Source organism: Streptomyces odontomachicola, assembly GCF_039605595.1.
GTDB lineage: Bacteria > Actinomycetota > Actinomycetes > Streptomycetales > Streptomycetaceae > Streptomyces.
Genome location: NZ_JBCFOK010000009.1, coordinates 55472 through 82002, shown reverse-complemented (window position 1 = coordinate 82002; position 26531 = coordinate 55472). Strand labels below are relative to the sequence as shown.

Sequence of the window (26531 nt, the reverse complement as noted above, 5' to 3'; positions counted from 1 at the left end):
TCACTGCTCCGGCCTGCCGGTGGAGACCGTCAGGTCGATGGAGTCTTTCTTGGGGTTGAACTCGTCCGCGGTGTCCGGGCTCTGCTCCAGCACCATGTTCTTGCCCCAGACGTTCTCGTCCTCCCTGGTGATCTCGCCGACCTTCCACCCGGCGGCGCTGATGCACTTCTTCACGGAGGCGAGGTTCTTGTAGGTGAGCTCGGGCACCATCACCTTCGACTTGTCGTCGTACACCGGCGTCGCGTCGGTGCACTCGTCGGTGTCGATGGTCTTGCTCTTGTCCTCGGGCTTGAACTTGCCCTTGCCTGCCTCGCCCGCGTCGTCGTCCCTCGGCTGCGCCTGCTTGGCGCCGCCGCCCGCCTGGGTCGGGCCGGCGCCGCCCGCGTTGAGGACGATCCCCAGCACGACCAGCACCACCAGCACGGCCGCAGCGGCGGAGACGACGATCACGACGACGTTCTTGCCGCCGCCGCCACGTCCGCCGCCCCCGCCCCCGGCGCCCGGGGTCACGGTCGGAGGCGGCGGCGTGTGCTGGCCGACGGCCGGCTGGTACGGGGAGGCGGGCGCGGGCGTCGGATAGCCGCCGGGGCCAGGGGGCGGAGTCGAGGGCCCGAAGCCCCCGAACTGGCCCTGCTGGTACGGCTGCTGCACGCCCTGCGGCGGCGGGGTGCCCTGGCCGGCGACCGGCGGGAAGACCGCCTGGCCCACGCCCGCGCCGCTGTTGGCCGCGGGCGGGCCGCCCACGATGGAGGGCGCGGCGCCGGAGCCGCCGGCCCGCGCGCACTCCTCGTGCATCGTCTCGGCGCTGGGGAAGCGCTCGTTGGGGTTCTTCCGCAGGGCCCGCGCCACCAGCGCGTCGGCGGCCGGCGGCAGCGCCTGGTTGATCGCCGAGGGCGCCGGCGCCTCCTCCTGCACATGCGCGTACGCGATGGCTAGCGGGGAGTCGGCGTCGAAGGGCAGCCGCCCGGTGAGCAGTTCGAAGAGCAGGATGCCGACCGAGTACAGGTCGGAGCGGGCGTCCACGCCGCGGCCCAGCGCCTGCTCGGGCGAGAGGTACTGCGGCGTGCCCACGACCATGCCGGTCTGCGTCATGGAGGTGACGCCGGACTGCATGGCGCGCGCGATGCCGAAGTCCATCACCTTGACCACGCCGCGCTTGGTCACCATGACGTTGCCGGGCTTGATGTCCCGGTGGACCAGGCCCATCTCGTGGCTGACCTCGAGCGCGGCCAGCACGTCACCGGTGATCTTCAGCGCCTTCTCGGTGGGCATCGCGCCGTACTGCGCGATGTCCTCGTCGAGCACGTTGCGCAGCGGCTTGCCCTCGACGTACTCCATGACGATGTAGGGGACCATCGCCCCGTCGATCTCGTCCTCGCCGGAGTCGAAGACCGAGACGATGTTGGTGTGGGTGAGCTTCGCCACCGACTGCGCCTCGCGGCGGAAGCGCTCGCGGAAGGACTGTTCGCGGCCCAGCTCGGTGTGGAGCGTCTTGACCGCGACCTGGCGGTCCAGCACGGAGTCGTACGCGAGGTAGACGGAGGCCATGCCGCCGGCACCGAGAAGGCTCTGCAACTGGAACCTGCCGCCGATGGTGCGCCCCAGATACTGCGCGGCTGCCTGTCCGCCGTCGTCGCTCATCCTTGACTGCTCCCCCTCGGCGGCGGTGCCCCCGTGCAAGTTGCTTGTGCTGATTTACGGCTGCGGGGACCAGGCGTTTTCTCCGAAGGGCCCCGTTCACCACCGGGCCTCAGTCGGCCCAGTGGTCCCATGCTGGCCCAAGTCTGCCGAAGGGCGGTGACACGTCAAGCTCGTTGCCCGTTCCGTAACCGGATGCCCATCCTGTGCGCACAGACGTGCGCGCGGGCGGCGCGGGGGCGGTGCCGGGGCGCCGCGGGTGGGGCGGGCGCGCGGTGCGGGCGCGGTGGGCGCGCCGCGCAGGATCGGCGCGGGGCCCGTGGAGCGCCCACGGAGAGCGAACTTGCCATCGGGTCCGCGCGGGCGCTTGGATGGCTCCTCCGTCCCCATCCATGTACCTCTCCCGAGCCTGTAGCCTCCACTACGGGGATCGCTCTGATAAAGGGAACGCGGCGTCCCCGTGAGCATCTCCCCGGCGAGACGCGGGGGAGGACGTCCCGCGCACCGCGCGGACCGAATCGACGGCGAGGACTGATGGCACAGACGCAGGCCGCCGGGGGCCCTCCGGACCCCGACGAGACGGGCGGCTCCATGCCCGATTCGCCGGAGCTGTGGGGTAACAACGGCCTGGTCGGCGACGGCCGGTACCGGCTTACCCGGCGGCTCGGGCGCGGCGGCATGGCAGAGGTCTTCGGCGCCGAGGACCTGCGGCTGGGCCGCACGGTCGCGGTGAAGCTGCTCCGCTCCGACCTCGCCGAGGACCCGGTCTCCAAGGCCCGCTTCACCCGCGAGGCACAGTCCGTCGCCGGGCTCAACCACCACTCCGTCGTCGCGGTCTACGACTCCGGCGAGGAGATGATCGGCGGCAACATCACGCCGTACATCGTGATGGAGCTGGTCGAGGGCCGCACGATCCGCGAGCTGCTGCTGAACGCGGAGTCGCCGCCCGCCGACCAGGCGCTGATCATCGTGTCCGGCGTCCTGGAGGCGCTGGCCTACAGCCACCAGCACGGCATCGTGCACCGGGACATCAAGCCGGCCAACGTCATCATCACCAACACCGGCGCGGTGAAGGTGATGGACTTCGGCATCGCCCGCGCGCTGCACGGCGCGTCCAACACCATGACGCAGACCGGCATGGTGATGGGCACCCCGCAGTATCTGTCGCCCGAGCAGGCCCTCGGCAAGACCGTGGACACCCGCTCCGACCTGTACGCCACGGGCTGCCTGCTGTACGAACTCCTCACCCTGCGCCCGCCGTTCACCGGCGAGACCCCGCTCTCCGTGGTCTACCAGCACGTGCAGGACGACCCGGTGCTGCCCTCGGAGATGTCGCCCGAGGTGCCGCCGGAGCTCGACGGCCTGGTGATGCGCTCGCTCGCCAAGGACCCCGACGACCGCTTCCAGTCCGCCGAGGAGATGCGCGGCCTGACGCAGTACGCGCTGCGGATGCTCCACGAGCAGGGCGGCCACACCGGCGGCATGTGGAACACCGGCCCGGCCGCCGGCCACGCGAGCGCCACCACCCCGGCCATGGGCGTGCCCGGCGCGCAGCAGCACCCCACGCACAGCGACACCTCGCAGCTCGGTCCGCCGCTGCTGATGGGCGCTCCGCGGGACGACGACGGCGGCTTCGAGACCGGCTCGCACCGCGGCGGTGGCGGTGGGCGCAAGGGCCTCAAGTACGCGCTGATCGCGTTCCTCGCGGTGATCGCCATCGCGGCCGGCGTCTTCATCGCGGTGAACAGCAGCGGCGGCGGCGACAAGCCCCCGGCCAAGCCCTCGCCGTCCAGCTCCTCGCCGAAGGACGAGAAGACGTCCGAGGAGCCGACGCCGACGCCGACCGAGCACGACGGCACCAGCACCGGCGACACGGGCAACTACCCGACGGACGAGCCGACCAACGAGCCGACTCGCCAGCCCACGAACCAGCCGACGGATCAGCCGACCGACCAGCCCACGGATCAGCCGACCGACCAGCCGACCGACCAGCCGACCGACCAGCCGACTGACGAGCCGACCGACCAGCCCACGGACCAGCCGACCGACCAGCCGACCGACACCGGCGGCAACAACGGCGGCCCGACCGACGGCGGCACCGACAGCGGCCAGACCGCGGGCGCCGACGGCGGCGCCGGCCCGCTCGGCTAGCACGCGGCCGGCACTCGGCAAGCGTTCGGCGAGTACTCGGCGAGCACTCGGCGAGCAAGGAGTACGCGGCCCGGCGCCGCCTCCGCCCCGTACCCGTAACAGCCTCTCTCCGGGGGGCTGTTACGGGTCTTTTACGCAGGGTCGCCCGCATCCTCTACGATGCCGCCCGTGCAGCCCTCGCACCCTCCGCTCCCCGCGCACACCCTGCGCACGCTCGTCGACCGGTACGCCGCCGGACAGCCGCTGTCCTGCCGCCCCGTCGCACAGGGCCTGCTCAACCGCGGGTACCAACTGGCCACCACCCGCGGCCGGTTCTTCCTGAAGCACCACCTGGACGGGGAACCCGAGGCCATCGGCCGCCAGCACCACGCGACGGCCAGGCTCGCCGCGCACGGGCTGCCCGTGGTGCCGCCCGTGCCGGACGCGGAGGGCGGCACCGTCACCGTGCTCGGCGGCGACTGCTTCGCGCTGCACCCCTGGATCGACGGGCGGCACCGGCACGGCTGCGAGCTGAGCCGCACCCAGTCGCGGCGGCTCGGCGCGCTGCTGGGCCGTGTGCACACCCAGCTCGCCCGGGTCATACCGGCGGAGCCGGCGCCGCCCCACCCCAGCGCCGACCCGGAGGACTCCTACGAGGTCATCGGGGAGCTCCTCGCGCGGGTGCGGGCGCGCTCGGCGCCGGACGCCTTCGACGAGCTCGCCGAGCGGCGGCTCGTGGAGCGCCGCGCGCTGCTGCGCCGCTGCGCCGGGCAGCGCCCGCCGGAGGGCGGCGAGCCGGTGGCGGGCTGGGTGCACGGCGACTTCCACCCGCTCAACCTGCTGTATGGGGAGGACGCGCCGGACGGCAGCGGCGCGGGTGAGGGGCGCGACCCGGTGGCCATCGTCGACTGGGACAGGCTCGGCGTGCAGCCGCGCGCCGAGGAGGCGGTGCGCGCCGCGGTCATCTTCTTCCTGCGCCCCGACGGCACGCTGGACCTGCGCCGGGTGCGGGCGTACGCGCGGGCCTACCGCGAAGCGGCCGGTGCGGACGCCGGGGAACTGGGTGCGGCGGTGCACCGCGTGTGGTGGGAGCGCCTGAACGACTTCTGGATGCTCCGCTGGCGCTACCAGCTCAGCGACCCCAGGGCCGACCCCCTGTTCCCCCCGGCGGCGGCCCTGGTCCAGTGGTGGACGACGCATTACGACCCGGTACGCAACGCGTTCGCGGACTGAGAGCGAGCCGAAAACCCCAGGTGGCACCCCGTACGGCGGCGACCCGGTTTCTCAGGAGCCCGAGCCCTCCTGCGGGTGCCCCGCCTGCATGCGGGCCACATATGCCGCCGCCTGGGAGCGGCGTTCCATTCCCAGTTTGGAGAGCAGGCTGGAGACGTAATTCTTGATCGTCTTTTCGGCGAGGTGCAGGCGCTCGCCGATCGCGCGGTTGGTCAGGCCCTCGCCGATCAGGTCGAGGATCCTGCGCTCCTGCTCGGTGAGCGAGGCGAGGCGCTCGTCCTGCTGCGTGCGGCCGCCGTGCCGCAGCCGCTCCAGCACCCGCTGGGTGGCCACCGGGTCCAGCAGCGACTTGCCGGCCGCCACATCCCGTACCGCGGTCAGCAGCTCCTGGCCGCGGATCGCCTTGAGCACATAGCCGGAGGCCCCGGCCATGATCGCGTCGAAGAGCGCCTCGTCGTCGGAGAACGAGGTGAGCATCAGACACCTGATCCCCTCGTCGCGCGAACGGACCTCGCGGCAGACCTCCACCCCGCTCCCGTCCGGCAGCCGCACATCGAGCACGGCCACATCGGGCCTGGTCGCGGGGATGCGGGAGAGCGCGTCCGCGGCCGTACCGGCCTCACCCACCACCTCGATGTCCGATTCCATGGACAGCATGTCGTGGACGCCGCGACGGACCACCTCATGGTCGTCGAGGAGGAATACCCTGATTTTTCCGTCTTCGCGCACGCGCTCAGTCTCACATACGGGCCTCCGCGCTGCGCCTCAGTGCGCCTCGCAACCCTTCCCGCACTCGTATGCCGCGGGATAACGTGCGGATGTCCGCGGACCGTGCGATCCCGTGACCAGTGATGTCCCCGATCGGGACGAGTTGTTTGGATTTCCGAGTTCTTTATTGGATATCCGAACAAAGTTGCAGGTCACGGCGGCTTCGTGCGTGTATGGAGTTCTGGGCTTGGCTCCCGCGGGCCATCGGGAAAAGGGACATCAGTCACCGCTCGATTCCGTCCGCGCCGCACCCACCCCGTGCGCCGTACGGGATAGGGCGAGCCTCCCCTCGCCTTCCGGGTGGGGACCCCAGGCCGCCGGCGACCCCGGGGGCCGGACAGACAGAGGAGCAGAAGTGACCGTGGAGAGCACTGCCGCCCGCGACGCGGCGCGCGGCGGCGGCACCGGGAAGAAGCGCGCAGCCGGCAAACCGGCGGCCGCCAAGGGCACCGCCGCAAAGGGCACCACCGCTTCGAGCAAGACCCGCAGCACCCGTAACACCCGCGCCGCCTCCGGGAAGGCCGCCTCCGGGAAGAACGCGGCGCGCTCCAGCCGGCCCGCTGCGGAGGGCACGGGCCAGGACGGCGCCGACCTCGTACAGCTCCTGACCCCCGAGGGGGAGCGGGTCGAGCACCCGGACTACTCGCTGGACATCTCCGCAGAAGAGCTCCGCGGCCTGTACCGGGACATGGTCCTCACCCGCCGCTTCGACGCCGAGGCGACCTCACTGCAGCGCCAGGGCGAACTGGGTCTGTGGGCCTCGCTGCTGGGCCAGGAGGCCGCGCAGATCGGCAGCGGCCGCGCGCTGCGCGACGACGACTACGTCTTCCCCACCTACCGTGAGCACGGCGTGGCCTGGTGCCGCGGCGTCGACCCGACGAACCTGCTCGGCATGTTCCGCGGCGTGAACCACGGCGGCTGGGACCCGAACACCAACAACTTCCACCTGTACACGATCGTCATCGGCTCGCAGACCCTGCACGCCACCGGCTACGCGATGGGCGTGGCCAAGGACGGCGCGGACTCCGCGGTGATCGCGTACTTCGGTGACGGCGCCTCCAGCCAGGGCGATGTGAACGAGTCCTTCACCTTCGCCTCGGTCTACAACGCGCCGGTGGTCTTCTTCTGCCAGAACAACCAGTGGGCGATCTCCGAGTCCGTCGAGAAGCAGTCCCGCGTCCCGCTCTACCAGCGCGCCGCGGGCTTCGGCTTCCCCGGCGTGCGCGTGGACGGCAACGACGTGCTGGCCTGCCTCGCGGTGACCCGCGCGGCAGTTGAGCGCGCGCGCACCGGCGAGGGCCCGATGCTGATCGAGGCGTACACCTACCGCATGGGCGCGCACACCACCTCCGACGACCCCACGCGGTACCGGGAGGACGCGGAGCGCGAGTCCTGGGAGGCCAAGGACCCGATCCTGCGGCTGCGCACCCACCTGGAGAAGGAGGGGCTCGCGGACGCCGCCTTCTTCGACGAACTGGAGGCGGAGAGCGAGGAGATGGGCAAGCACGTGCGCGAGTCCATCCGCACCATGCCCAACCCGGACACCATGGCCATGTTCGAGAACGTCTACGCGGACGGGCACGCGCTGGTGGACGAGGAGCGCGCGCAGTTCGCCGAGTACCAAGCGTCCTTCGCCGACACCGAGGAGGGCCGCTGAGATGGCGACCGCCACAGCGCCCGCGTCGGGCGCACCGCAGACCGTGCAGAAGCTTCCGCTGGCCAAGGGCCTGAACGAGGCGCTGCGTTCGGCCCTGGAGAGCGACCCCAAGGTCCTCATCATGGGCGAGGACGTCGGCAAGCTCGGCGGCGTCTTCCGGATCACCGACGGGCTGCTCAAGGACTTCGGCGAGGAGCGGGTCATCGACACCCCGCTGGCCGAGTCGGGCATCGTGGGCACCGCGATCGGGCTCGCGCTGCGCGGCTACCGGCCCGTGGTGGAGATCCAGTTCGACGGCTTCGTCTTCCCCGCGTACGACCAGATCGTCACCCAGCTCGCCAAGATGCACGCGCGGGCGCTCGGCAAGATCAAGCTGCCGATCGTGATCCGCATTCCGTACGCGGGCGGCATCGGCGCCGTGGAGCACCACAGCGAGTCGCCCGAGGCGCTGTTCGCGCACGTCGCGGGCCTCAAGTGCGTGTCTCCTTCCAATGCTTCGGACGCGTACTGGATGATGCGCCAGGCCATCGAGTGCGACGACCCGGTCATCTTCTTCGAGCCCAAGCGGCGCTACTGGGACAAGGCCGAGGTCGACACGTCGGCCGTGCCCGCCCCGCTGCACCAGGCGCAGACCGTGCGCGAGGGCACCGACCTCACGCTCGCCGCGTACGGGCCGATGGTGAAGACCTGCATGGAGGTTGCCGCGGCGGCCGAGGAGGAGGGCAACTCGCTGGAGGTCGTGGACCTCCGCTCGATGTCCCCGATCGACTTCGACACGGTCCAGCGTTCGGTCGAGAAGACCCGCAGGCTGGTCGTGGTGCACGAGGCACCGGTCTTCCTGGGAACGGGTTCGGAGATCGCCGCGCGGATCACCGAGCGGTGTTTCTACCATCTGGAGGCGCCCGTACTGCGCGTCGGAGCCTTCCACGCGCCGTATCCGCCGGCCCGGCTGGAGGACGAGTACCTGCCGGGTCTCGACCGGGTGCTCGATGCCGTCGACCGCGCGCTGGCGTACTGAGGGAGAGCCGTGACGATGACCGAGAGCGCGAGTGGGACGACCGGAATCCGTGAGTTCAAGATGCCCGACGTGGGCGAGGGACTGACGGAGGCGGAGATCCTCAAGTGGTACGTCGGGCCCGGTGACACCGTGACCGACGGACAGGTCGTGTGCGAGGTGGAGACGGCGAAGGCGGCCGTCGAGCTGCCGATCCCGTTCGACGGCACGGTGCACGAGCTGCGCTTCGACGAGGGTACGACCGTGGATGTCGGCACGCCGATCATCGCGGTGAACACGGGTTCCGCCTCCGGCGAGGGGGCCGACGGACCTGTGGAGACTCCCGCTGCCGAGGAGACCCCCGCCGAGGAGGGCGCCTCCGAGGGCCGCCAGCCCGTGCTGGTCGGGTACGGGGTCTCGCAGAGCTCCACGAAGCGGCGGCCGCGCAAGCCCCGTGGGGGTGACCAGCAGCCCGCGCCGCAGGTGGGTTCGCAGGCCGGCGCGCCCGCTCAGGAGGGCACTTCGGCGGGCACGGGCGCGGCGCCCGGGCTCAACGGGCACTCGGCGCAGACCACCGCGCAGCCCGCCGCCGGTGCTGCGGGCGCCCCCGCCGGAGCCCCCGTACGCCCCCTCGCGAAGCCCCCCGTACGCAAGCTGGCGAAGGACCTCGGCGTGGACCTCGCCTCGGTCACGCCGACCGGCGAGGGCGGGATCGTGACCCGCGAGGACGTGACGGCCGCCGCGGCGCCGCCGCAGCCCGCGCAGGTCGCGGAGCCCGAGCAGCCCGTCGAGGCGGAGCCCGCGCCGGCGGCTGCCGAGTCGCCGCTCGCGCGGCACCAGCGCGAGGGCGAGACGCGCACGCCGATCCGCGGGGTGCGCAAGGCCACCGCGCAGGCGATGGTCAACAGCGCCTTCACCGCGCCGCACGTCACCGAGTTCGTGACGGTGGACGTGACCCGCACCATGAAGCTCGTCCAGGACCTCAAGCAGGACCCGGACATGGCGGGCGTGCGGGTCAACCCGCTGCTGCTGGTGGCCAAGGCGTTCCTGGTGGCCATCCGGCGCAACCCGGAGGTCAACTCCGCCTGGGACGAGGCCAATCAGGAGATCGTCCGCAAGGACTACGTGAACCTCGGCATCGCCGCGGCCACGCCCCGCGGACTGGTCGTCCCGAACATCAAGGAGGCCCAGGCCAAGACCCTGCCCGAACTGGCATCCGCACTGGGTGAGTTGGTCACCACCGCCCGCGAGGGCAAGACCAGCCCGGCCGCGATGCAGGGCGGCACGGTGACCATCACCAACGTCGGGGTCTTCGGCGTGGACACCGGCACGCCGATCCTCAACCCCGGGGAGTCCGCGATCCTCGCCTTCGGGCAGGTGCGCGAGCAGCCCTGGGTGCACAAGGGCAAGGTGAAGCCGCGCCAGGTCACCACCCTCGCGCTCTCCTTCGACCACCGGCTGGTCGACGGTGAGCTGGGCTCGAAGGTGCTGGCCGACGTCGCCGCCGTACTGGAGCGCCCGAAGCGGCTGATGACCTGGACGTAAGCGACACAGCGCGCAGAAGTCCCGGGGAGCCCCGTCCGCGATGCGGAACGGGGCTCCCTTTTGCGTGCGTGTTGTATCTAAGGTGTGCACATGCCTGTCGCGTCCGCCGCTCCGGCCACCCCGCCCTCGTCCCCCTCTCCCAAGCAGCCGCCCGCCGCCGAACGCGTCTACGCACACGTCAAAGAGGGGGTGCTGGAGCGGCGTTACGAGGGCGGAAGCCTGCTGACCGAGGGCGAGCTCGCGGAGGCCGTGGGCGTCTCGCGCACCCCCGTACGCGAGGCGCTGCTGCGCCTGGAGGCCGAGGGCCTGCTGCGGCTCTACCCCAAGAAGGGCGCCCTGGTGCTGCCGGTCTCCGCGCAGGAGATCACCGATGTGGTGGAGACCCGCCTGCTGGTCGAGGAGCACGCCGTACGCAAGTGCACCCCGCCGTCGAACGCGCTGATCACGCGCCTGGAAGAGCTCCTGGACGAGCAGCGGGCGCACGCGGAGGCGGGCGACCTGGCGGCGCTCGCCGGGGCCGACCGCTGCTTCCACGCCGAGATCGTGAAGGCCACCGGCAACGAGATCCTCACCCGGCTGTACGACCAGCTCAGGGACCGGCAGCTACGGATGGGCGTCGCGGTGATGCACGCGCTGCCCGACCGGGTCACCAAGAACATCACCGAGCACGCCGAGATCCTGGCCGCGCTGCGGGCCGGCGACGCGGAGGCCGCTGCGGACGCCGTGCGCGGGCACGTCGGCCGGGTGCGAAGTCTGGTGCAGGGTGATGAGCGGTGAGCGTCGCCGATTCCGCGGGGTCGTCGGGGTCCGGATCTCCCCGCGGCATACCCGGTCCCGGGCCCGGACCCGTCGACCCGCCGGGCGGTGCCCGTGCGGTCGCCGTCTGGGGCCTGGGCGTCGCCGTCTACTTCATCGCGATCACCTACCGCACCAGCCTCGGCGTCGCGGGCCTGGACGCCGCGCACCGCTTCGACATCAACGCCTCGGCGCTCTCCACCTTCTCCATACTCCAACTCCTCGTGTACGCGGGGATGCAGATACCCGTCGGCCTGCTGGTGGACAAGTGGGGCACCAAGAAGGTGCTGCTGCTGGGCGTCGTGCTGTTCACGGTGGGCCAGTTCGGCTTCGCGCTGTCCTCCTCGTACGCGGCGGCGCTGGCCTGCCGTGCGCTGCTGGGGTGCGGGGACGCGATGACGTTCATCAGCGTGCTGCGGCTGGGCTCGCGGTGGTTCCCCGCGCGGCGCGGGCCGCTGGTGGCGCAGATCGCCGCGCTGATCGGGATGGCAGGGAACCTGGTCACCACGCTCGTACTGGCCCGCCTGCTCGACGAGTTCGGCTGGCTGCCGACCTTCGCCGGGAGCGCGCTGGGCGGCGTGCTGATCTTCGTGCTGAGCGCCCTCTTCCTGCGCGATCAGCCGAAGGGGTACGCGGTGTCCACGGCGCCGCCTGTGGTGGGGCGGGGGTACGTACGCCGCCAGATCGCCGAGACATGGCGTGAGCCCGGCACCCGGCTCGGCATGTGGGTGCACTTCACGACGCAGTTCCCGGCGATGGTGTTCCTGCTGCTGTGGGGCATGCCGTTCCTGGTGCAGGCGCAGGGGATGCGGCGCGAGGAGGCGGGCGAACTCCTCACCCTCGTCGTGCTGTCCAACATGGCGGTGGGCCTCGTGTACGGGCAGGTGATCGCCCGGCACCACGCGGCGCGCACGCCGATCGCGCTGGGCACGGTGGGGGTGACGGCGGCGGCGTGGGCCTCCGTCCTGGCGTGGCCGGGCCAGGCGCCCGGCTGGCTCCTGGTCGTGCTGTGCACGGTCCTGGGCGCCTGCGGCCCCGCCTCCATGATCGGCTTCGACTTCGCCCGTCCGGCGAATCCGCCCGAGCGGCAGGGGACGGCGTCCGGCATCGTGAACATGGGGGGCTTCACGGCGTCCATGACCACGCTGCTGGCGGTGGGTGTGTTGCTGGACCTCACCGCGGACGACTTCCGCATCGCCTTCGCGAGCATCTTCGTCCTGGAGGCGGTGGGCGTGACCCAGATCCTCCGCCTGCGGGGGCGGGCGGTCCGCCGCGAGCGCGAGCGGGTGGTGGCGAGCAGGGTGGAGGCGGTCCACGTCCCGGCGTGAAGCACCCCTTCGGCCAGAAGCTATGCGAACCAGAAGCTATGCGAGGGGCCGGGCAGGGCGGGCGCGTGTGGGGTGTTCCGGGACTGTCATGGAAATCCTGGTGCTGTAACAGAAAGGCCAGGAAACTGTTCTCGTTGCAGGGGGCACTGATAGTTTTCTCTCGGGTGCCGGGGGAAGAAAGCGGATTCGCTTTCCGTCTCGAGTGGACTGGGCACCCCTGACCGATGTAATTCATGGCTCGGCGTGAACTCGCACGAGTCGTACATGATTGAGGCAAAATGCGTAACAGGTTCGTGAAGGCAGCAGTTGTCATGGCCTCGCTCGCGGCGATCACCGGCGCCACCGCGGCGACGGCGCAGGCGGCGGACGAGTACCGCGGCCTCCCCAGCCACAAGGCATGCATGGACAAGGGCAACAAGCTGACGGACAACGGCCACAAGGCCGGCTTCATGTGCACCGAGCAGAAGGACGGCTGGCTGCTCGAAGTCGGCAACGACTGACATAGCTCGCAATGAGCGCTTCCAGGCCGAATTTTCCGGGTCGCATTAAGGCGTCGCATTAAGGCGTCGCATTAAGGCGTCGCATTAAGGCGTCGCATTGAGGCGTCGTATGGCGGCGGCCTTTGTGGCGGAATTGAGAGCGGCCCTGAAGGGCGGCTTTGAAGTAGCTTCACGCCAGAGCGGATATGTTCCCCGGGTCTTCGTGGAGGCCCGGGGAACATGTTTTCATCTAGGCCGTTACCTGCTCAGGGCGTGACGGCGAAATTGTTGAGGATCGCCGTGGCCAGCGGGGCGTCGCCCTCGATCTTCACGCGATCCGCGACCGCATCGACCCGCACGCGCCCACAGGCCAGCCGCACATAGGTCTCCCAATCCAGGGACAGGGTCACCGCGGGCCCGAGCGAGGGGCTGCCGTCGACGGACCCCCGCCCCTCCCCGTCAACCCGCACGGTCCGCAGGAACTCCACCGGACCGCTCACATCCACGACCACCGCCGAATTGGCCGGCGCGGCCGCCTCCTTGGCCACCACCTTCGGCAACCCGGCGATCAGCACGTCCCGTGCGACGTACGCGCCCGCCGAATCCAGATTGCCCGGCTTGCCCAGAGCCCGGCGTATGTCCTGCTCGTGCACCCACACATCGAAGGCCCGGAGCTGCAGCAGCTGCTCCAGCGTGATCTTTTCCTTGCCCGGCAGGACGTGCGGAACCGCGTCCTGCGGCCCCCGCTTCTCGTTCCGCAGCTGCCGCGAGCGGCGGATGACCGTGTACTCCAGCTCGCTCGTCATCTCGGGCCCCGTGTGGTGCCGGCGGACGTCCACCTGCACCTCCATGTGCCGGCTGCGGTCGTCGACGACGTGGTACAGGTCGCGGGGCAGGCTGTGTATCGGGCGGGGATCGCCGAGCAGTTCGCACTCGATGCCGATGATGTGCGAGACGACATCCCGTACGGACCATCCCGTGCAAGCGGTCGGCCGGTTCCACTCGCCCTCGGCAAGCGGCGTCACCAGCGCGGATATCGCTTCGATGGACTCGGTCCAGGCGTCGATGTAGGGCTGCAGGCTTGGGTGGTCGGTCACGGGACCCCTCGGGCGTTACGGACGTTCGCGGACTGAGTGCTCTCAAGTTACGCTGCGTGCGGGCACCCCGGCAGTGCTTTTGAGTGACGATGCTAGGGGGCGTTGACGGTTCCGATTATCCCTCGCTCGCCCCGCGCGCCGACAGGCGCGGTGCCGCCCACCGCACGCCCCGCACCCCAAATCCGGGCATTCCGCTAGACCTTGGCGATCCCCGCCCCACTGCGTACGGCTACCGCGTACCGACCCCGAACGCGAGGCTCGGCACGAGGAGTCCCAGCGCGCCCCACAGCATCCACCGCCGCACGTGCCATGGAGCGCTGCGCGGCGTGACCCCGGACAACGCCCACTTCATCCGTCGCGTCCGCTCCCCGTACGCCCCGAAGACCCGGGGATTGATCCCGGTCACGAGCACGGACACCCCCACGGCCCCAACCGCGAGCCCCACGCTCGGAGTCATGCCGTCCCAGGGCGCAACGCGAGGTGGTCGTCCCGGCATTGAGCCCGTACGCATGCTGGGTACGTCGTGGTATCGGCGCGGCACCTCGTACTGGCTCCGGCGGGCCTGGGTCGTGGTGTTTCTGCTGGCCATGACGTGTCTGGTGGGCGCGATGACGGTGGGCATCGCCATGGGCGCGATCGGAAGCGGGCTGCCCGCGTGGGCTGTCGTCCCCGTGGTGGTGTTGCTGGGCGCGGCGAGCAGTTGGCATTCCGCTTCGGCGTGGACGGGAGAGGGCGGCCGGACGTCGCCCCGGGGGCGGTTCGGGGGCACCGTCGGGTACGCGATGTCCGGGCTGGGCGGCGTGGGGGCGGTGGTCATGGTGGTGTGCGTACCGATCGCGTTCGGGCTCTTTCCCGTACTGCTGTGGCAGTGGTGCCGGCCGCTGGCTCCCGGCGAGTGGGAGGCGCGGCGGCGGAGTGAGCTGCTGCGTTGCTGAGGGTGAGTTCCACGCCGTGTGCCCATGTCGGGCCCGGCGGGTCCTGGCCCAGTGCGGCGAGGGCCAGCTCGCGGCGGCGCATGCGTTGTTCGTGGGCGACGAGGTAGGGGCGTACGAGGGGGGAGTCCTCGCCGCGGAGGGGTTCGCTGTGTTTCGGGCGGCTGAACGCGGGTGGTGGGGCGGCCGGCTCCGGTGCTGCGGTTCGTGGCCGCCGGGTCAGGAGGTTGCGGAGCCACTTCATCGCGGTGCCCGCCCTCGCAGTACGGAGGCCAGGCGTCGCGCGGTCTCGCGGTTGCAGCGGCCCAGCGCGACCAGGGGGTCCGGCGTCTGCTGCGCGTACGAGATGAGGTCGATCCCGAGCGAGGGGAGCGTGAGGCCCACGGCGTGGAGGGCCGCGCGCAGTTCGTCGACTGCGCGCTGGGTGTCCGCGACAGGGTCCGCATATACGTGTTCGTCCGTCATACGGACACCGTTGTGGAGCAGTGCCTAATCTGGGAGTGACTGAGGGTGTACAAATCCGGGTTGTGGGTCCTGTACACCCCTTGTACACGGAGGCGGTGCGCCCATGTCCGAAGCGAACGGCGAACTACCAGCGAACTTTCGGTACTTGGGCAACCAGTTCCGGCTGTGGCGCGAGGACGTGGGCATAGGCCGGGAAACCGCGGCTGAGGCGGTCGGCTACTCGCTCGACACCTTGAAGTCGGTCGAAACGGGCCGCCGCAAGTGCCCTCCGGCGATGGCCGAGCGGGGCGACGAACTGTTCGGTGCGAACGGCAAGTTGAAGGCGGGGTTGCTGTATCAGGAGCCGCAGAAGTTCGCGCCGAAAGCGCAGGACTTCATCGCTCTGGAGCAGCAGGCCAGTTGCCTCTGGACGTACGAGAGCTCACACGTACCGGGCCTGCTGCAGACAGAGGAGTACGCGCGGGCGCTGATCGAGGACCACTGCCCGCCGCTGGACAACAAGACTGTGGAACAGCGTGTCACGGCGCGGATTGAGCGGCAGGCGTTGTTGTCCCAGGATGCCGCGCCGCTAGCGGAGTACAGCTGTGTACTTTCAGAGGCGGTGCTCCGTGTACCCGTAGGTGGTCGGGACACGTATCGGCGTCAGTTGCAGCGCCTGCTCGAGGTGGGTCAGCAACGTAACGTCTCAGTCCAGGTATTGCCCTTCGACCGAGTAACTGCGGCTGCGATGACCGGGCCTATGGTGGTGTTGGAGACCAGGAGCCAGGAGCTCTACGGGTACATGGAAGTCCACATGGTCAGCAGCCTCACTTCGGATCCGGCAGACACCAATACGCTGCTGCGCCGCTATGGCAAGATCCGCATGCAGGCCCTCAGCGCGGAGGGGTCTGCGCGGCTCATCGAGCAGATGGTGGGAGAGCTATGAGCGAGCGACTTGAGTGGTTCAAGTCCAGCCACAGCGACAGCGAGGGTGGCAACTGCGTTGAAGTGGCGGGGTGTGCGGGGGCGCCCACCGTTCACATCCGGGACTCGAAGCGCCCCGACACTGTGCCGCACCTGTGCGTCCCCACCCCCGCGTGGCGCGCCTTCGTCGCGTACGCCTCCGCCCGCACGGCGTAGACGCGACCGCCGCCACGGTGCGCGCAAACCGTGGCGGCCGTCAGGCACGCAGGGGCGCTCAGCCCAAGTCGCCCGTCTTCACGACGGTGTAGGAACCATCAGGCTGCTTCTCGCAGGTGAAGCGGCCGTTGCCGTGGTCGTCGTTCTTGATGGACTGGATGCACGCCTCTTCGGACGGGTAGTGGCCGCCCTCGGCGGACGCGGTGCCCGCGCCGAGGAGGGACAGGCCGGAGGCGGCGACGAGGCCGGCCCCCACGACGGCGGCCTTCTTGCGGAACGAGCTCATGTGTTTCCCCGGTTGTGGTCGTCGAGTCGAGTGGTCAATTCGGTCCGGACCACTGCGAGTCGATCACCGGGGAGCCCCCGCGGCCAAGGGCTGTACCGCCCTATTACCGCCCCGTGACAGCCGTTTCCGCCCGGGAACGCAGGCGAGGAGAGCGCAGGGCGACGGCTCGTACGCCACCCAGCCGGACGCCGCAGACCGGAGCAAGGCCCGGCCGGAGGCGCGAAGCGTCGTAGGGCGGGCCGTCACTCACAAGCCGGGCGCAACCACAAACCCAGACCCCGCCGCGGCGGGAAGCAACCAGAAGCGCACCCGACCGGCGGTCACAACGCAGAGCAACCACACACGCGAACCTCACTCCCGCATGTCCGCCGACCACTTCTCCTCGATCCGCGCCACCCGCCACACCACCATCGCCGCGATCCACGTCGCGAAGAACAGGCCGACGATGACGAACCCGACCGTGTTCAGGTCGAGGCCGGCGATCCAGTCCCAGAACGCGCCGTGCAGCTCCAGCTTCTCGGCGAGCAGGCCCAGGAGCTCGACCGTGCCGATGATCAGGGCCACCGCGACCGAGAGCCCCGTGATCGTGAGGTTGTAGTAGACCTTCCGTACGGGCTTCGAGAACGCCCACCCGTACGCGAAGTTCATGAAGGAACCGTCGATCGTGTCGAGCAGGGACATCCCCGCCGCGAACAGGACGGGGAGGCACAGGATCGCGTACCAGGGGAGGCCGGAGGCCGCGCCCGAGCCGGCCAGGACCAGGAGCGCGATCTCGGTCGCGGTGTCGAAGCCGAGGCCGAAGAGGAGCCCCAGCGGGTACATCTGCCAGGGCTTGGTGATCGACTTCATGACGCGGCCGAGCAGCCGGTTCATGAAGCCGCGGTTGTTGAGCTGCTCCTCGAGCTCGGCCTCGTCGTAGTGCCCGCCGCGCATCTTGCGGAAGACCTTCCAGATCCCGGCCAGGATGAGGAGGTTGAGGATGGCGATGACATAGAGGAAGACGCCGGAGACGGTCGTGCCGATCAGTCCGGTGATCTCGTGCAGGCCCGAGCTGTCGTTCTTGACCGGGCCCGCCAGGCCCTTGATGCCGAGGGACAGGAGCACGGCCAGCGCGAACACGATGCTGCTGTGGCCCAGCGAGAACCAGAAGCCCACCGACAGCGGCCGCTTCTCCTCGGCCATCAGCTTCCGCGTGGTGTTGTCGATCGCCGCGATGTGGTCGGCGTCGAAGGCATGCCGCATGCCGAGCGTGTACGCGGTGACGCCGATGCCGATGCCGAACGTCTGGGTGCCGACGCTGTAGTGCTGCGGGGCCACGATCCACACCAGGGTGCCCCAGCCGATCACGTGCAGGGCCAGGATGAAGGCGCCCATGCCGCCGAGCCGGGTCCACTCCTCGCGGGTGATGGAGCGGCGCATGCGGGAGAGCGCCGAGCCGGAGCCCTCCGCGGTGGTGGATGCGGGGGTTTGCGTATCGGTGCTGGTCATGGCTTCTCTCGCTCCGGCGGGCTTGCGCCGCCACGCTAGAAGTGGGCTGTCCGTACCTGCAATCAACGTGCAGTAAAGGTTCGGACGCCGGAAGCCCATGGATGCCCGGAACGAGGCGTCGGGCGGCGATGCGTACGAAAGCGGCCCCGCCGCCCCCGGTGAAGGGGACGGCGGGGCCGCCGTTCGGAGCGCTGTGTCAGGCGCTCTGTATCAGGCGTAGTGCCAGTGGATCACCATGCTGCCCGGCCCGTCGGGCGTGCACTTGTCGATCACGGTCTTGGCGCCCTGCGCCATGTCGTTTTCCTTCTGGGTCTGCTCGGTGTGGCAGTCCTTCTTGTAGTCGCCCTGCGTCATCGTCTCGTGCTGCTCGGCCGCCTGGGCCCCTCCGACGGCGAGACCGGTGGCGGCCACGACGGTGGCGCCGAGCAGCGCCGCGCGCTTGAACGTGCGCATGTTTCCCCTCTTTTCGCATGTACGCGGAGGGAGCACACCGGAAGGCGCGCTCCCTCCGCATCAGGTCAGAGTGTGTGTGCGAGGGCCCTCGAACACGTGTCACTCCAGCACGCCGCCGCCGCGCACCCCAAGCCGTCAGGGGGCGTTGTTACGCGCCTCTGTCACACCACTGACACGGTGTGACAGATGTTGCCTCCGGGGAATGCGGACACGGGAACGCGCTGTTGGACACGGGTATGGCTGCACACGCGCGCGTACGGGCGCCCGAGCTCACCGGCAAGGGCGGCTGGCTCAACACCGGCGGTAAGGACATCTCCCTCACGGACCTGCGGGGGAAGATCACCGTCCTGGACTTCTGGACCTTCTGCTGCATCAACTGCCTGCACGTCCTGGACGAGCTTCGGGAGCTGGAGGAGCGGCACAGCGACACCGTGGTGATCGTCGGCGTGCACTCCCCGAAGTTCGTGCACGAGGCCGAGCACCAGGCCGTGGTCGACGCCGTCGAGCGCTACGAGGTGCACCACCCCGTGCTCGACGACCCCGAGCTCGCCACCTGGAAGCAGTACGCGGTCCGCGCCTGGCCCACCCTCGTCGTGATCGACCCCGAGGGGTACGTGGTCGCGCAGCACGCGGGCGAGGGCCACGCGCACGCCATCGAGGCGCTGGTCGAGCAGCTCGAGGAGGAGCACGCGGCCAAGGGCACGCTGCACCGCGGCGACGGCCCCTACGTACCCCCCGAGCCGGTCCCCACCGACCTCCGCTTCCCCGGCAAGGCGCTGCGGCTCCCGGCCGGCGGTACCGCGGGCAGCGGCGGAAACCTGCTGGTCACCGACACCACCCGGCACCAGCTCGTCGAGCTGGACGCGGACGGCACGACCGTCGTACGCCGCATCGGGACCGGCGAGCGCGGTGCCCAGGACGGCCCGGCGGAGGCGGCGCGGTTCAGCGAGCCGCAGGGCCTCGCGCTGCTCCCGGACGGCGGGGTCGCCGTGGCCGACACCGTGAACCACCTGCTGCGCCGCTTCGACCCGGCCACGGGCGAGACCACGACCCTGGCCGGCACCGGCGAGCAGTGGTGGCAGGGCTCGCCCGACGCGGGACCCGCGCGCGAGGTCGCGCTGTCCTCGCCGTGGGACCTGGCCTGGTTCGCCGGCCGGCTGTGGATCGCGATGGCCGGTGTGCACCAGCTGTGGACGTACGACCCGGAGACGGGCGAGGTCGCGGCGGCCGCGGGGACCACGAACGAGGGGCTGGTCGACGGACCGGCGGCGGAAGCGTGGTTCGCGCAGCCGTCCGGGCTCTCCGCCTCGGCCGACGGCGAGAGGCTGTGGATCGCCGACTCGGAGACGAGCGCGCTGCGCTGGGTCGAGCGCGAGGGCGACGGCGAGGGCTTCGCCGTCCGTACGGCCGTCGGCACCGGGCTCTTCGACTTCGGGCACCGGGACGGCGACGCGGGTCAGGCCCTGTTCCAGCACCCCTTGGGCGTCACCGCGCTGCCGGACGGCTCGGTCGCGGTGGCCGACACGTACAACCACGCGCTGCGCCGGTACGAGCCCGAGAGCGGCGCCGTCACCACGCTCGCGACCGACCTGCGGGAGCCCTCGGACGCGGTGCTCGCCGAGGACGGCACGTCACAGATCGTCGTTGTGGAGTCCGCGCGGCACCGGCTGACCCGGCTCAAGCTGCCGGAGGAGGCCGTCGAGGTCGAGTCCGTCGCGCACCGCACCCAGCGCGCGGCGACCGAGGTCGCGCCGGGGAAGCTGCGCGTGGACGTGGTCTTCCAGGCGCCCGCGGGCCAGAAGCTGGACGAGCGGTACGGCCCCTCGACCCGCCTCCTGGTCAGCGCCACCCCGCCGGAACTCCTCGCGGACGGCGAGGGGCAGGGCACCGACCTCGCACGAGACGTGACTCTCGCCGACGGCGTCACGGAGGGCGTGCTGCACGTGTCCGCGATGGCCGCGAGCTGCGACGACGACCCCGACAACGAGTACCCGGCCTGCCACGTCCACCAGCAGGACTGGGGCGTCCCTGTGCGCGTGACGGAGGACGGGACGGCCCGGCTGCCGCTGGTGCTGGCGGGCTTGGACGCGTAACGGCCCCAGAGCGGTTACGTGGCTCACGTGTCGCAGCGCCGCAGCGAGGTGTCCTTGAGGTGCTCGGGGCGTACGCGGATGCCGGGCATCCAGGCGTGCCCGTCCTTCCCGCCCTTCCAGCCCACCTTGAACCAGATGCTGCTGTGCCCGCCGTCCTCGCTGGTCACGGTCGTCCCGTTGGAGATGCGGCACAGCGCGCGCAGATGGTCGTCGTGCCACACACGGCCCGCGATGTTGGAGGGCCGGTAGGGCACGTACGGGTCCTTGGCGAGGCCGAGCGCGCACTCGCGGCGGTGGCTCCGCTGGCAGCTCGTCTCCACGTTGTAGACGGTGAGCTGCAGGGTGGGGCCCTCGGCGCCCTTGTCCGAACCGGCGCCGTCGTCCCCGTGGTTGAGGCCGTACACCGTGCCGGCCGCCGCCGCTGCGACGGCGGCCACGCCGAGGGTGGCCAGCAGGACGCGGGAGCGGCGGGGTCGGTGCGTACGGCCCGTACCGCCTGCGCTCTCCGGGGCATTCAGCACGACGGGTTCGGGGGCGGCGGGTTCCTCAACCGGCGCTTGGTCCGCCGCACTCGCCGCACCGGCCTCGTTCGCCGCGTTCGCCCTGTGCAGCAGCCCCACCAGTTCCGGCAGGCGGTCCTCGCCGGTGAAGGACTGCTTGCACCACTGCACCAGCAGCCGTTCGTCCGGCAGGCTCTCGCCGCGCAGATAGCGCGAGAGCGAGGAGCGGCTGGCGGGCAGGCGGCCCTCCAGCGCCTTGAGGCTGTAGCCCAGCTCGCCGTGCATCCGGCGCAGGGCTGTCGCGAAGTCCCGTACCTCGGGGGCGAGATCGTCCGGAAGCGGGCTCAGCGGCTTCCTGCGCGAGGACGCTCGGGAGGGTGCCGCATCGCGGTTCGACTTGTCATGCACAACACTGCATTTCAGCACAGTCGCCGCGGCGCCGTGCGGTCATCGCCGTGAAGTGAAGAAGTCCGCGCACACGGAAGCGGGCCCGCCGCTCCCCCGATGGCGCGGCGGGCCCGCTGGTCCCCTTCTCCTCGTTCCCGGCGTCAGTCCTTGAAGACGACCGGGCGGACCGGCTTGTACTCCGGGTTCTTCAGCCCGTACGTCAGGCTGCGGTGGTCCGTGCCGTGCTCGCCCCGCTGCTCGTAGGCGGTGTACGAGGAGTGCTGCGGGTTGTCCCACTTCTCGAACATCACGACGTGCCGCGTGTTGTTGTCGCCCGCCGCGTCGATGAGCAGGTCACCGGGCTTGAGGTCGTTCAGCGCGATGGGCTTGGTGAACGCGGGGTCGGTCAGGCCCACGGTGTTCGGGCCCGGCGCCTTGAGGCCGAGCGCCATCGCCACGTACCCGGAGCAGTCCTGGCGGTAGCCGTCCTTCCAGCGCGCGGTCTGCGAGTACGGGACCTGCCGGCCGTTGTTGGCGGTGAGCCAGGTCGCCGCGCGCTTGAGCGCCTCGCCGCGGTCGCCGGGCGCGGGCGCCGGCGGCGGGGGCTGCTGGCCGCCGCCCTGCACCGGTACGCCGGGCAGCCGGTCCTCGGGGATGTCGGCGGCGACGACGGTCACATAGCCGTTGACCGGTCCGGTGATGTGCGCCATGAAGGTCGAGCAGGCGTCGCCCTCGCAGACCTTCTTGCCGGTGTCCACCTGGTGATCGGCGACGATCTTGTCCTTGCCGGGCGCTCCGGCGTTGAGCGTGCCCACCTTGGGCGAGTTGGTGTCCGGCGTCTGGTGCACCACCCAGTCGGTGCCCCAGGTCGGGAACTCCGTACCGGCCGCCATCTTCCTGACGCCCTGCGCCGCCTTCTGCTTCCCGGCGTCCGCCTTGGTGTCCCGGCTGGTGACCGTCGACTTGGCCGCCGAGTCCGCCTTCGCGTCGTCGGTGCCCGCCGCGCCGGCCGAGGAGCAGCCGACGAGTCCGGTGATGCCGACCGAGGCGGCGGCGACGGCCGGGAGCACGCGCTTCAGCGCCGTACGTCGGATACGTGAGGTCTGGGTGGTGCGCATGGGACTTCCCCCTGAGGTCCGGCCGACGGGCGTCGGCCTGCGAATGGTGGGGCCGCCCGGCCGGTGCGGCGACCGGCCTCCTCGGCGACGTGAACCATCCTGTGAGCCGGATCAGGGGGTTTCCGGCGCTCCGCCGTCCCATGGGACAAGCCCGTACGTCTCAGGGCTCTGACCTGCTGAGACGTACACATGGGACGCCAACGGCGAGACGTACGGCGGCAGTTGCCGGGACGTGTCGGGACGTACGGACCGTCCCGCGGCACACCCGTACGCGCGCCCGGACGCCCACACGGCTGTGCCCCGCACCATGCGGTGCGGGGCACGGGTGCGCCTCGGCTCGGTGAAGGTCTCCGCTCACTCGATGCGGTGGATCTCCTCCTCCACCTTGGCCGCCGGGGACGGCGGCTGCATGCGGCGGCGCTTGAAGATGCTGATGAAGGAGCACAGTCCGATCGTGCCGACCAGCAGCAGGATCATCCCGACCACGTCGAGGTTGACCGCGCTGGTGTTGAAGTCGACGGCGAACGTGAGGATCGCGCCCACGGCCATCATGCCGATGCAGATGACGATGCCCATCGAATGGCCTCCCCTGCCGGAGTCGCCGGTTGGCTCTGCGGGCCCGTACGGCGCACCGGGTACCCGGCCGGAGGGGAGGCAATCGGCCGCACATCCCCTGCGCCGCGCAACGGCCGGAAGCACGCGCCCACTTGGCACACACCACCGGCGTGCGCCCCGCGGGACCGGCCGTCCGGCTTCTCAGCCGCCCAGGAACGAGGTCAGGCAGTTGGCCAGCAGCCACGGGTCCTCGGCGCCGCACAGCTCGCGCGCGGAGTGCATGGAGAGGATGGCCACGCCGATGTCCACGGTCGTGATGCCGTGCCGCGCCGCGGTGATGGGCCCGATCGTCGTGCCGCACGGCATCGCGTTGTTGGACACGAAGCTCTGCCACGGCACGTCGGCGCGCTCGCAGGCCGCAGCGAACACCGCGCGGCCCGGGCCGTCTGTGGCGTACCGCTGGTTGACGTTCACCTTCAGGATCGGGCCGCCGTTGGGCATCGGGTGGTGCCCGGGGTCGTGCCGCTCGGCGTAGTTGGGGTGCACCGCGTGGCCGGTGTCGGAGGAGAGGCAGACGGTGCCCGCGTAGGCCCGCGCCCGGTCCTCGTACCCGCCGCCGCGCGCGAACACCGAGCGCTCCAGCACGTTCCCGAGCAGCGGCCCGTCGGCGCCGGTGTCCGACTGGCTGCCGTTCTCCTCGTGGTCGAAGGCGGCGAGGACCGGGATGTACGAGCCGCCGCCGCTTTCGGCCACGGCGGCGAGGGCCGCGGCTCCCGCGTGCACCGACAGCAGGTTGTCCATCCGCGGCCCGGCGACCAGTTCGCGGTCGCGGCCCAGGTAGGCGGGCGGCTCGACGCTGTGCGTCATCAGGTCCCAGCCCGCGATGTCCCCGGCCGCCAGGCCGGTCTCCTCGGCGAGGAAGGACACCAGGTCGCCCTCGCGCGGGGTGCCGAGGCCCCACACCGGCTGCATGTGGCGCTGGCGGTCCAGCTTCAGGCCGTCGTTGACCTGCCGGTCCAGGTGGATGGCGAGCTGGGGTACGCGGAGCAGCGGGCGGTCCACGTTCACCAGCCGGGTGCTGCCGTCGCGCAGCGACAGCCGCCCCGCGAGGCCCAGGTCGCGGTCCAGCCAGGTGTTCAGCAGGGTGCCCCCGTACACCTCGACGGCGAGCTGCCGCCAGCCGTTCGCGCCGGTGTCGGGGACCGGCTTCACGCGCAGGTTGGGGGAGTCGGTGTGCGCGCCGACGATCCGGAAGGGGGTGGCGGGCGTCGCGCCCTCCGGCACGTACCAGGCGATGATCGCGCCGCCGCGCAGCACGTACTTGCCGCCGGCCGAGGAGTCCCAGGGCTCGGTCTCCTCGACCTGCCGGAAGCCCGCCTTCTCCAGCAGCTCCCCCGCGTTCGCGACCGCGTGGTACGGCGTGGGCGAGGCGGCGAGGAAGTCGATCAGGCCGTCGGTGTGCGCGCGGTCGAAGGGCTGCTGCGGAAGCGCCGGACGCTGGGGGCTCGAACTCATATGCCTCAGCATACGAAGCCATACGAAGCGAAACGTCCCGCTCCCGCCGGATGGGGCGGAGCGGGACGTTCCGGATGAGGGGTGGCCGCCGGGGAGGACGGCGGCGCCGCGTTCAGACCCTGCGGATCAGAACGCCGCCTCGTCGAGCTCCATCACCGACTGGTCGATGGACTCGGCCAGTTCGCGCTGCACGGTGAGCTGCGGCAGCACGTTCGCGGCGAAGAACTTCGCCGCGGCGATCTTGCCCTCGTAGAAGGACTTGTCCTTCGCGGAGGCGGTCGCCAGCTTCTCCTGCGCCACGGCGGCGCCGCGCAGCAGCAGGTAGCCGATGACGACGTCGCCGGAGGCGAGCAGGAAGCGGGTGGTGTTGAGGCCGACCTTGTAGATCGACTTCACGTCCTTCTCGGTGGCGGCCAGGTCGGTCAGCATCGCGCCGACGATGGCCTCCAGGTCCACGGCCGCCTTGGAGAGCTGCTCGCGGGCCTGCGCCAGGTCCTCGCCGCCCTGCGCCTCGGACAGGAACTTCTTGATCTCCTCGGACAGGGCGGTCATGGCCTGGCCCTGGTCGCGGACGACCTTGCGGAAGAAGAAGTCCTGGCCCTGGATCGCGGTGGTGCCCTCGTAGAGGGTGTCGATCTTGGCGTCCCGGATGTACTGCTCGATCGGGTACTCCTGGAGGTACCCGGAGCCGCCGAGCGTCTGGAGCGACTGCGCGAGCTGCTCGTAGGACTTCTCCGAGCCGTAGCCCTTCACGATCGGCAGCAGCAGGTCGTTGAGGCGGTGCGCGGCCGAGGCGTCCTCGCCGTCGTGCTCCTTGAGCAGGATCTCGTCCTGTACGGAGGCGGTGTAGAGCACCAGGGCCCGCATGCCCTCCGCGTACGCCTTCTGCGTCATCAGCGAGCGGCGCACGTCGGGGTGGTGGGTGATGGTGACGCGGGGCGCGGTCTTGTCGGTGAACTGCGCCAGGTCGGCGCCCTGCACGCGCTCCTTGGCGTACTCCAGCGCGTTCAGGTAACCGGTCGACAGGGTGGCGATGGCCTTCGTGCCGACCATCATCCGCGCGAACTCGATGATCTTGAACATCTGGCGGATGCCGTCGTGCTTCTCGCCCAGCAGCCAGCCCTTGGCCGGCTGGTTGGCGCCGAAGGTCATCTCGCAGGTGTTGGAGACCTTGAGGCCCATCTTGTGCTCGACGTTGGTGGCGTAGACGCCGTTGCGCTCGCCGAGCTCGCCGGTCTCCCAGTCGAAGTCGTACTTCGGCACGATGAAGAGGCTCAGGCCCTTGGTGCCCGGGCCGTGGCCCTCGGGGCGGGCCAGCACGAAGTGGACGATGTTCTCCGACATGTCGTGCTCACCGGAGGTGATGAAGCGCTTCACGCCCTCGATGTGCCACGAGCCGTCGTCCTGCTGGGTGGCCTTGGCGCGGCCCGCGCCGACGTCCGAGCCGGCGTCCGGCTCGGTCAGCACCATGGTGGAGCCCCACTGCCGGTCCGCCATGAGCTTGGCGATCTTGTGCTGCTCCTCGGTGCCCTCGTCGTGGAGCACACCGGCGAAGGCCGGCCCGGACGCGTACATCCAGATCGCCGGGTTGGAGCCCAGGATCGTTTCGGCAAAGCCCCAGAGGAGGGAGCGCGGCGCGGTGGTGCCGCCGATCTCCTCCGGGATGCCCAGGCGCCACCACTCGGCGTCCATGTACGCCTGGTAGCTCTTCTTGAAGGCGGCGGGTACGGGCGCGGTGTTGGTCTCCGGGTCGAAGACCGGCGGGTTGCGGTCACCCTCCTCGTAGGAGGCGGCCAGCTCGTTCTCCGACAGGCGCGCGATCTCCGACAGCACGCTCTTGGCGGTCTCCACGTCCATCTCGGCGAACGGTCCGGTGCCGTACACCGTGTCGCGTCCGAGCACCTCGAAGAGGTTGAACTCGATGTCGCGGAGATTCGACTTGTAGTGCCCCATGGC

The 26531-nt window shown here is 70.7% G+C and carries 24 protein-coding genes; 12 read left to right on the top strand and 12 right to left on the bottom strand.

The features are described 5' to 3' along the window. Positions 1-1641, bottom strand: coding sequence for a protein kinase domain-containing protein (locus ABEE00_RS18120; RefSeq protein WP_345746570.1), 1641 nt, complete (start codon positions 1639-1641; stop codon positions 1-3). Positions 1642-2172: 531 nt separating this feature from the next. Between ABEE00_RS18120 and ABEE00_RS18115 the strand changes: the two genes are divergently transcribed. After that, entirely contained in the window at positions 2173-3789 is a 1617-nt protein-coding gene (locus ABEE00_RS18115; protein WP_345746569.1) for a protein kinase domain-containing protein, read from the top strand. Between the two features lie 159 nt (positions 3790-3948). Continuing rightward, entirely contained in the window at positions 3949-5001 is a 1053-nt protein-coding gene (locus tag ABEE00_RS18110) for a phosphotransferase (RefSeq protein WP_451918610.1), read from the top strand. Positions 5002-5052: 51 nt separating this feature from the next. Here ABEE00_RS18110 and ABEE00_RS18105 read toward each other — a convergent pair whose 3' ends face one another. Next, on the bottom strand, positions 5053-5730 hold the full coding sequence (locus ABEE00_RS18105) for a response regulator transcription factor (protein ID WP_345746567.1): 678 nt from the start codon (positions 5728-5730) through the stop codon (positions 5053-5055). A 394-nt stretch (positions 5731-6124) separates the two neighbouring features. On the opposite strand from ABEE00_RS18105, the gene pdhA reads away from it, so the two are divergent. The 6 genes from pdhA to ABEE00_RS18075 all read left to right on the top strand — a co-directional run bounded on the left by pdhA (position 6125) and on the right by ABEE00_RS18075 (position 12588). Continuing rightward, on the top strand, positions 6125-7426 hold the full coding sequence (pdhA, locus tag ABEE00_RS18100) for a pyruvate dehydrogenase (acetyl-transferring) E1 component subunit alpha (protein WP_345746566.1): 1302 nt from the start codon (positions 6125-6127) through the stop codon (positions 7424-7426). A 1-nt stretch (position 7427) separates the two neighbouring features. Then, complete coding sequence (locus ABEE00_RS18095) at positions 7428-8444, top strand: alpha-ketoacid dehydrogenase subunit beta (RefSeq protein ID WP_345746565.1); 1017 nt, start codon at positions 7428-7430, stop codon at positions 8442-8444. A gap of 15 nt (positions 8445-8459) precedes the next feature. Then, a complete protein-coding gene (locus ABEE00_RS18090; protein WP_345746564.1) occupies positions 8460-9965 on the top strand; it encodes a dihydrolipoamide acetyltransferase family protein in 1506 nt (501 codons plus the stop codon). A gap of 90 nt (positions 9966-10055) precedes the next feature. After that, on the top strand, positions 10056-10742 hold the full coding sequence (locus ABEE00_RS18085) for a GntR family transcriptional regulator (RefSeq protein ID WP_345746563.1): 687 nt from the start codon (positions 10056-10058) through the stop codon (positions 10740-10742). A gap of 47 nt (positions 10743-10789) precedes the next feature. Further along, positions 10790-12088, top strand: a complete 1299-nt coding sequence (locus ABEE00_RS18080; RefSeq protein WP_345746755.1) for an MFS transporter — start codon at positions 10790-10792, stop codon at positions 12086-12088. A 278-nt stretch (positions 12089-12366) separates the two neighbouring features. Continuing rightward, positions 12367-12588: a hypothetical protein gene (locus tag ABEE00_RS18075; protein ID WP_345746562.1), complete on the top strand. Its 222-nt coding sequence runs from the start codon at positions 12367-12369 to the stop codon at positions 12586-12588. Between the two features lie 245 nt (positions 12589-12833). On the opposite strand, the gene ABEE00_RS18070 is transcribed toward ABEE00_RS18075, so the two are convergent. Beyond that, a complete protein-coding gene (locus tag ABEE00_RS18070; RefSeq protein WP_345746561.1) occupies positions 12834-13664 on the bottom strand; it encodes a maleylpyruvate isomerase family mycothiol-dependent enzyme in 831 nt (276 codons plus the stop codon). A 509-nt stretch (positions 13665-14173) separates the two neighbouring features. On the opposite strand from ABEE00_RS18070, the gene ABEE00_RS18065 reads away from it, so the two are divergent. Beyond that, positions 14174-14599, top strand: a complete 426-nt coding sequence (locus tag ABEE00_RS18065; RefSeq protein WP_345746560.1) for a hypothetical protein — start codon at positions 14174-14176, stop codon at positions 14597-14599. 237 nt (positions 14600-14836) lie between these two features. On the opposite strand, the gene ABEE00_RS18060 is transcribed toward ABEE00_RS18065, so the two are convergent. After that, positions 14837-15061, bottom strand: coding sequence for a hypothetical protein (locus tag ABEE00_RS18060; RefSeq protein WP_345746559.1), 225 nt, complete (start codon positions 15059-15061; stop codon positions 14837-14839). Between the two features lie 103 nt (positions 15062-15164). Between ABEE00_RS18060 and ABEE00_RS18055 the strand changes: the two genes are divergently transcribed. Next, complete coding sequence (locus tag ABEE00_RS18055; protein WP_345746558.1) at positions 15165-15986, top strand: helix-turn-helix domain-containing protein; 822 nt, start codon at positions 15165-15167, stop codon at positions 15984-15986. Beyond that, positions 15983-16180, top strand: coding sequence for a DUF397 domain-containing protein (locus ABEE00_RS18050; protein WP_345746557.1), 198 nt, complete (start codon positions 15983-15985; stop codon positions 16178-16180). The genes ABEE00_RS18055 and ABEE00_RS18050 overlap by 4 nt, the downstream gene beginning before the upstream one ends. Before the next feature lie 58 nt (positions 16181-16238). On the opposite strand, the gene ABEE00_RS18045 is transcribed toward ABEE00_RS18050, so the two are convergent. The 3 genes from ABEE00_RS18045 to ABEE00_RS18035 all read right to left on the bottom strand — a co-directional run bounded on the left by ABEE00_RS18045 (position 16239) and on the right by ABEE00_RS18035 (position 18407). Beyond that, positions 16239-16466: a hypothetical protein gene (locus tag ABEE00_RS18045; protein WP_345746556.1), complete on the bottom strand. Its 228-nt coding sequence runs from the start codon at positions 16464-16466 to the stop codon at positions 16239-16241. Positions 16467-16817: 351 nt separating this feature from the next. Then, positions 16818-17954, bottom strand: coding sequence for a Nickel transporter NicT (gene nicT / locus ABEE00_RS18040; RefSeq protein ID WP_451918609.1), 1137 nt, complete (start codon positions 17952-17954; stop codon positions 16818-16820). A gap of 210 nt (positions 17955-18164) precedes the next feature. Continuing rightward, complete coding sequence (locus ABEE00_RS18035; RefSeq protein ID WP_345746555.1) at positions 18165-18407, bottom strand: hypothetical protein; 243 nt, start codon at positions 18405-18407, stop codon at positions 18165-18167. A 236-nt stretch (positions 18408-18643) separates the two neighbouring features. Between ABEE00_RS18035 and ABEE00_RS18030 the strand changes: the two genes are divergently transcribed. After that, positions 18644-20500, top strand: coding sequence for an NHL domain-containing thioredoxin family protein (locus ABEE00_RS18030; protein WP_345746554.1), 1857 nt, complete (start codon positions 18644-18646; stop codon positions 20498-20500). Between the two features lie 23 nt (positions 20501-20523). Here the strand turns inward: ABEE00_RS18030 and ABEE00_RS18025 are convergent, their stop codons facing one another. The 5 genes from ABEE00_RS18025 to ABEE00_RS18005 all read right to left on the bottom strand — a co-directional run bounded on the left by ABEE00_RS18025 (position 20524) and on the right by ABEE00_RS18005 (position 26528). Beyond that, positions 20524-21408, bottom strand: a complete 885-nt coding sequence (locus ABEE00_RS18025) for a helix-turn-helix transcriptional regulator (RefSeq protein ID WP_345746553.1) — start codon at positions 21406-21408, stop codon at positions 20524-20526. Between the two features lie 140 nt (positions 21409-21548). After that, positions 21549-22505: a C40 family peptidase gene (locus ABEE00_RS18020; protein ID WP_345746552.1), complete on the bottom strand. Its 957-nt coding sequence runs from the start codon at positions 22503-22505 to the stop codon at positions 21549-21551. 354 nt (positions 22506-22859) lie between these two features. Further along, the gene (locus ABEE00_RS18015; RefSeq protein WP_345746551.1) at positions 22860-23081 is read right to left on the bottom strand and encodes a hypothetical protein; all 222 of its coding nucleotides are present in this window, start codon (positions 23079-23081) and stop codon (positions 22860-22862) included. 180 nt (positions 23082-23261) lie between these two features. After that, positions 23262-24575: a M18 family aminopeptidase gene (locus tag ABEE00_RS18010; protein WP_345746550.1), complete on the bottom strand. Its 1314-nt coding sequence runs from the start codon at positions 24573-24575 to the stop codon at positions 23262-23264. Positions 24576-24701: 126 nt separating this feature from the next. Continuing rightward, entirely contained in the window at positions 24702-26528 is a 1827-nt protein-coding gene (locus ABEE00_RS18005; protein WP_345746549.1) for an acyl-CoA dehydrogenase, read from the bottom strand. Positions 26529-26531 lie beyond the last annotated feature (3 nt).

Excerpts from the sequence above, each read along its gene's own strand:
- ABEE00_RS18020 (WP_345746552.1), bottom strand. The coding sequence starts at position 22,505 with ATGCGCACCACCCAGACCTCACGTATCCGACGTACGGCGCTGAAGCGC.
- ABEE00_RS18060 (WP_345746559.1), bottom strand. The coding sequence starts at position 15,061 with ATGACGGACGAACACGTATATGCGGACCCTGTCGCGGACACCCAGCGC.
- ABEE00_RS18120 (WP_345746570.1), bottom strand. The coding sequence starts at position 1,641 with ATGAGCGACGACGGCGGACAGGCAGCCGCGCAGTATCTGGGGCGCACC.
- ABEE00_RS18015 (WP_345746551.1), bottom strand. The coding sequence starts at position 23,081 with ATGGGCATCGTCATCTGCATCGGCATGATGGCCGTGGGCGCGATCCTC.
- ABEE00_RS18085 (WP_345746563.1), top strand. The coding sequence starts at position 10,056 with ATGCCTGTCGCGTCCGCCGCTCCGGCCACCCCGCCCTCGTCCCCCTCT.
- ABEE00_RS18115 (WP_345746569.1), top strand. The coding sequence starts at position 2,173 with ATGGCACAGACGCAGGCCGCCGGGGGCCCTCCGGACCCCGACGAGACG.
- ABEE00_RS18030 (WP_345746554.1), top strand. The coding sequence starts at position 18,644 with ATGGCTGCACACGCGCGCGTACGGGCGCCCGAGCTCACCGGCAAGGGC.
- ABEE00_RS18045 (WP_345746556.1), bottom strand. The coding sequence starts at position 16,466 with ATGAGCTCGTTCCGCAAGAAGGCCGCCGTCGTGGGGGCCGGCCTCGTC.
- ABEE00_RS18090 (WP_345746564.1), top strand. The coding sequence starts at position 8,460 with ATGACCGAGAGCGCGAGTGGGACGACCGGAATCCGTGAGTTCAAGATG.
- ABEE00_RS18065 (WP_345746560.1), top strand. The coding sequence starts at position 14,174 with ATGCTGGGTACGTCGTGGTATCGGCGCGGCACCTCGTACTGGCTCCGG.
- ABEE00_RS18110 (WP_451918610.1), top strand. The coding sequence starts at position 3,949 with ATGCCGCCCGTGCAGCCCTCGCACCCTCCGCTCCCCGCGCACACCCTG.
- ABEE00_RS18035 (WP_345746555.1), bottom strand. The coding sequence starts at position 18,407 with ATGCGCACGTTCAAGCGCGCGGCGCTGCTCGGCGCCACCGTCGTGGCC.
- ABEE00_RS18010 (WP_345746550.1), bottom strand. The coding sequence starts at position 24,575 with ATGAGTTCGAGCCCCCAGCGTCCGGCGCTTCCGCAGCAGCCCTTCGAC.
- ABEE00_RS18050 (WP_345746557.1), top strand. The coding sequence starts at position 15,983 with ATGAGCGAGCGACTTGAGTGGTTCAAGTCCAGCCACAGCGACAGCGAG.
- nicT (WP_451918609.1), bottom strand. The coding sequence starts at position 17,954 with ATGACCAGCACCGATACGCAAACCCCCGCATCCACCACCGCGGAGGGC.
- ABEE00_RS18055 (WP_345746558.1), top strand. The coding sequence starts at position 15,165 with ATGTCCGAAGCGAACGGCGAACTACCAGCGAACTTTCGGTACTTGGGC.
- ABEE00_RS18095 (WP_345746565.1), top strand. The coding sequence starts at position 7,428 with ATGGCGACCGCCACAGCGCCCGCGTCGGGCGCACCGCAGACCGTGCAG.
- ABEE00_RS18075 (WP_345746562.1), top strand. The coding sequence starts at position 12,367 with ATGCGTAACAGGTTCGTGAAGGCAGCAGTTGTCATGGCCTCGCTCGCG.
- ABEE00_RS18005 (WP_345746549.1), bottom strand. The coding sequence starts at position 26,528 with ATGGGGCACTACAAGTCGAATCTCCGCGACATCGAGTTCAACCTCTTC.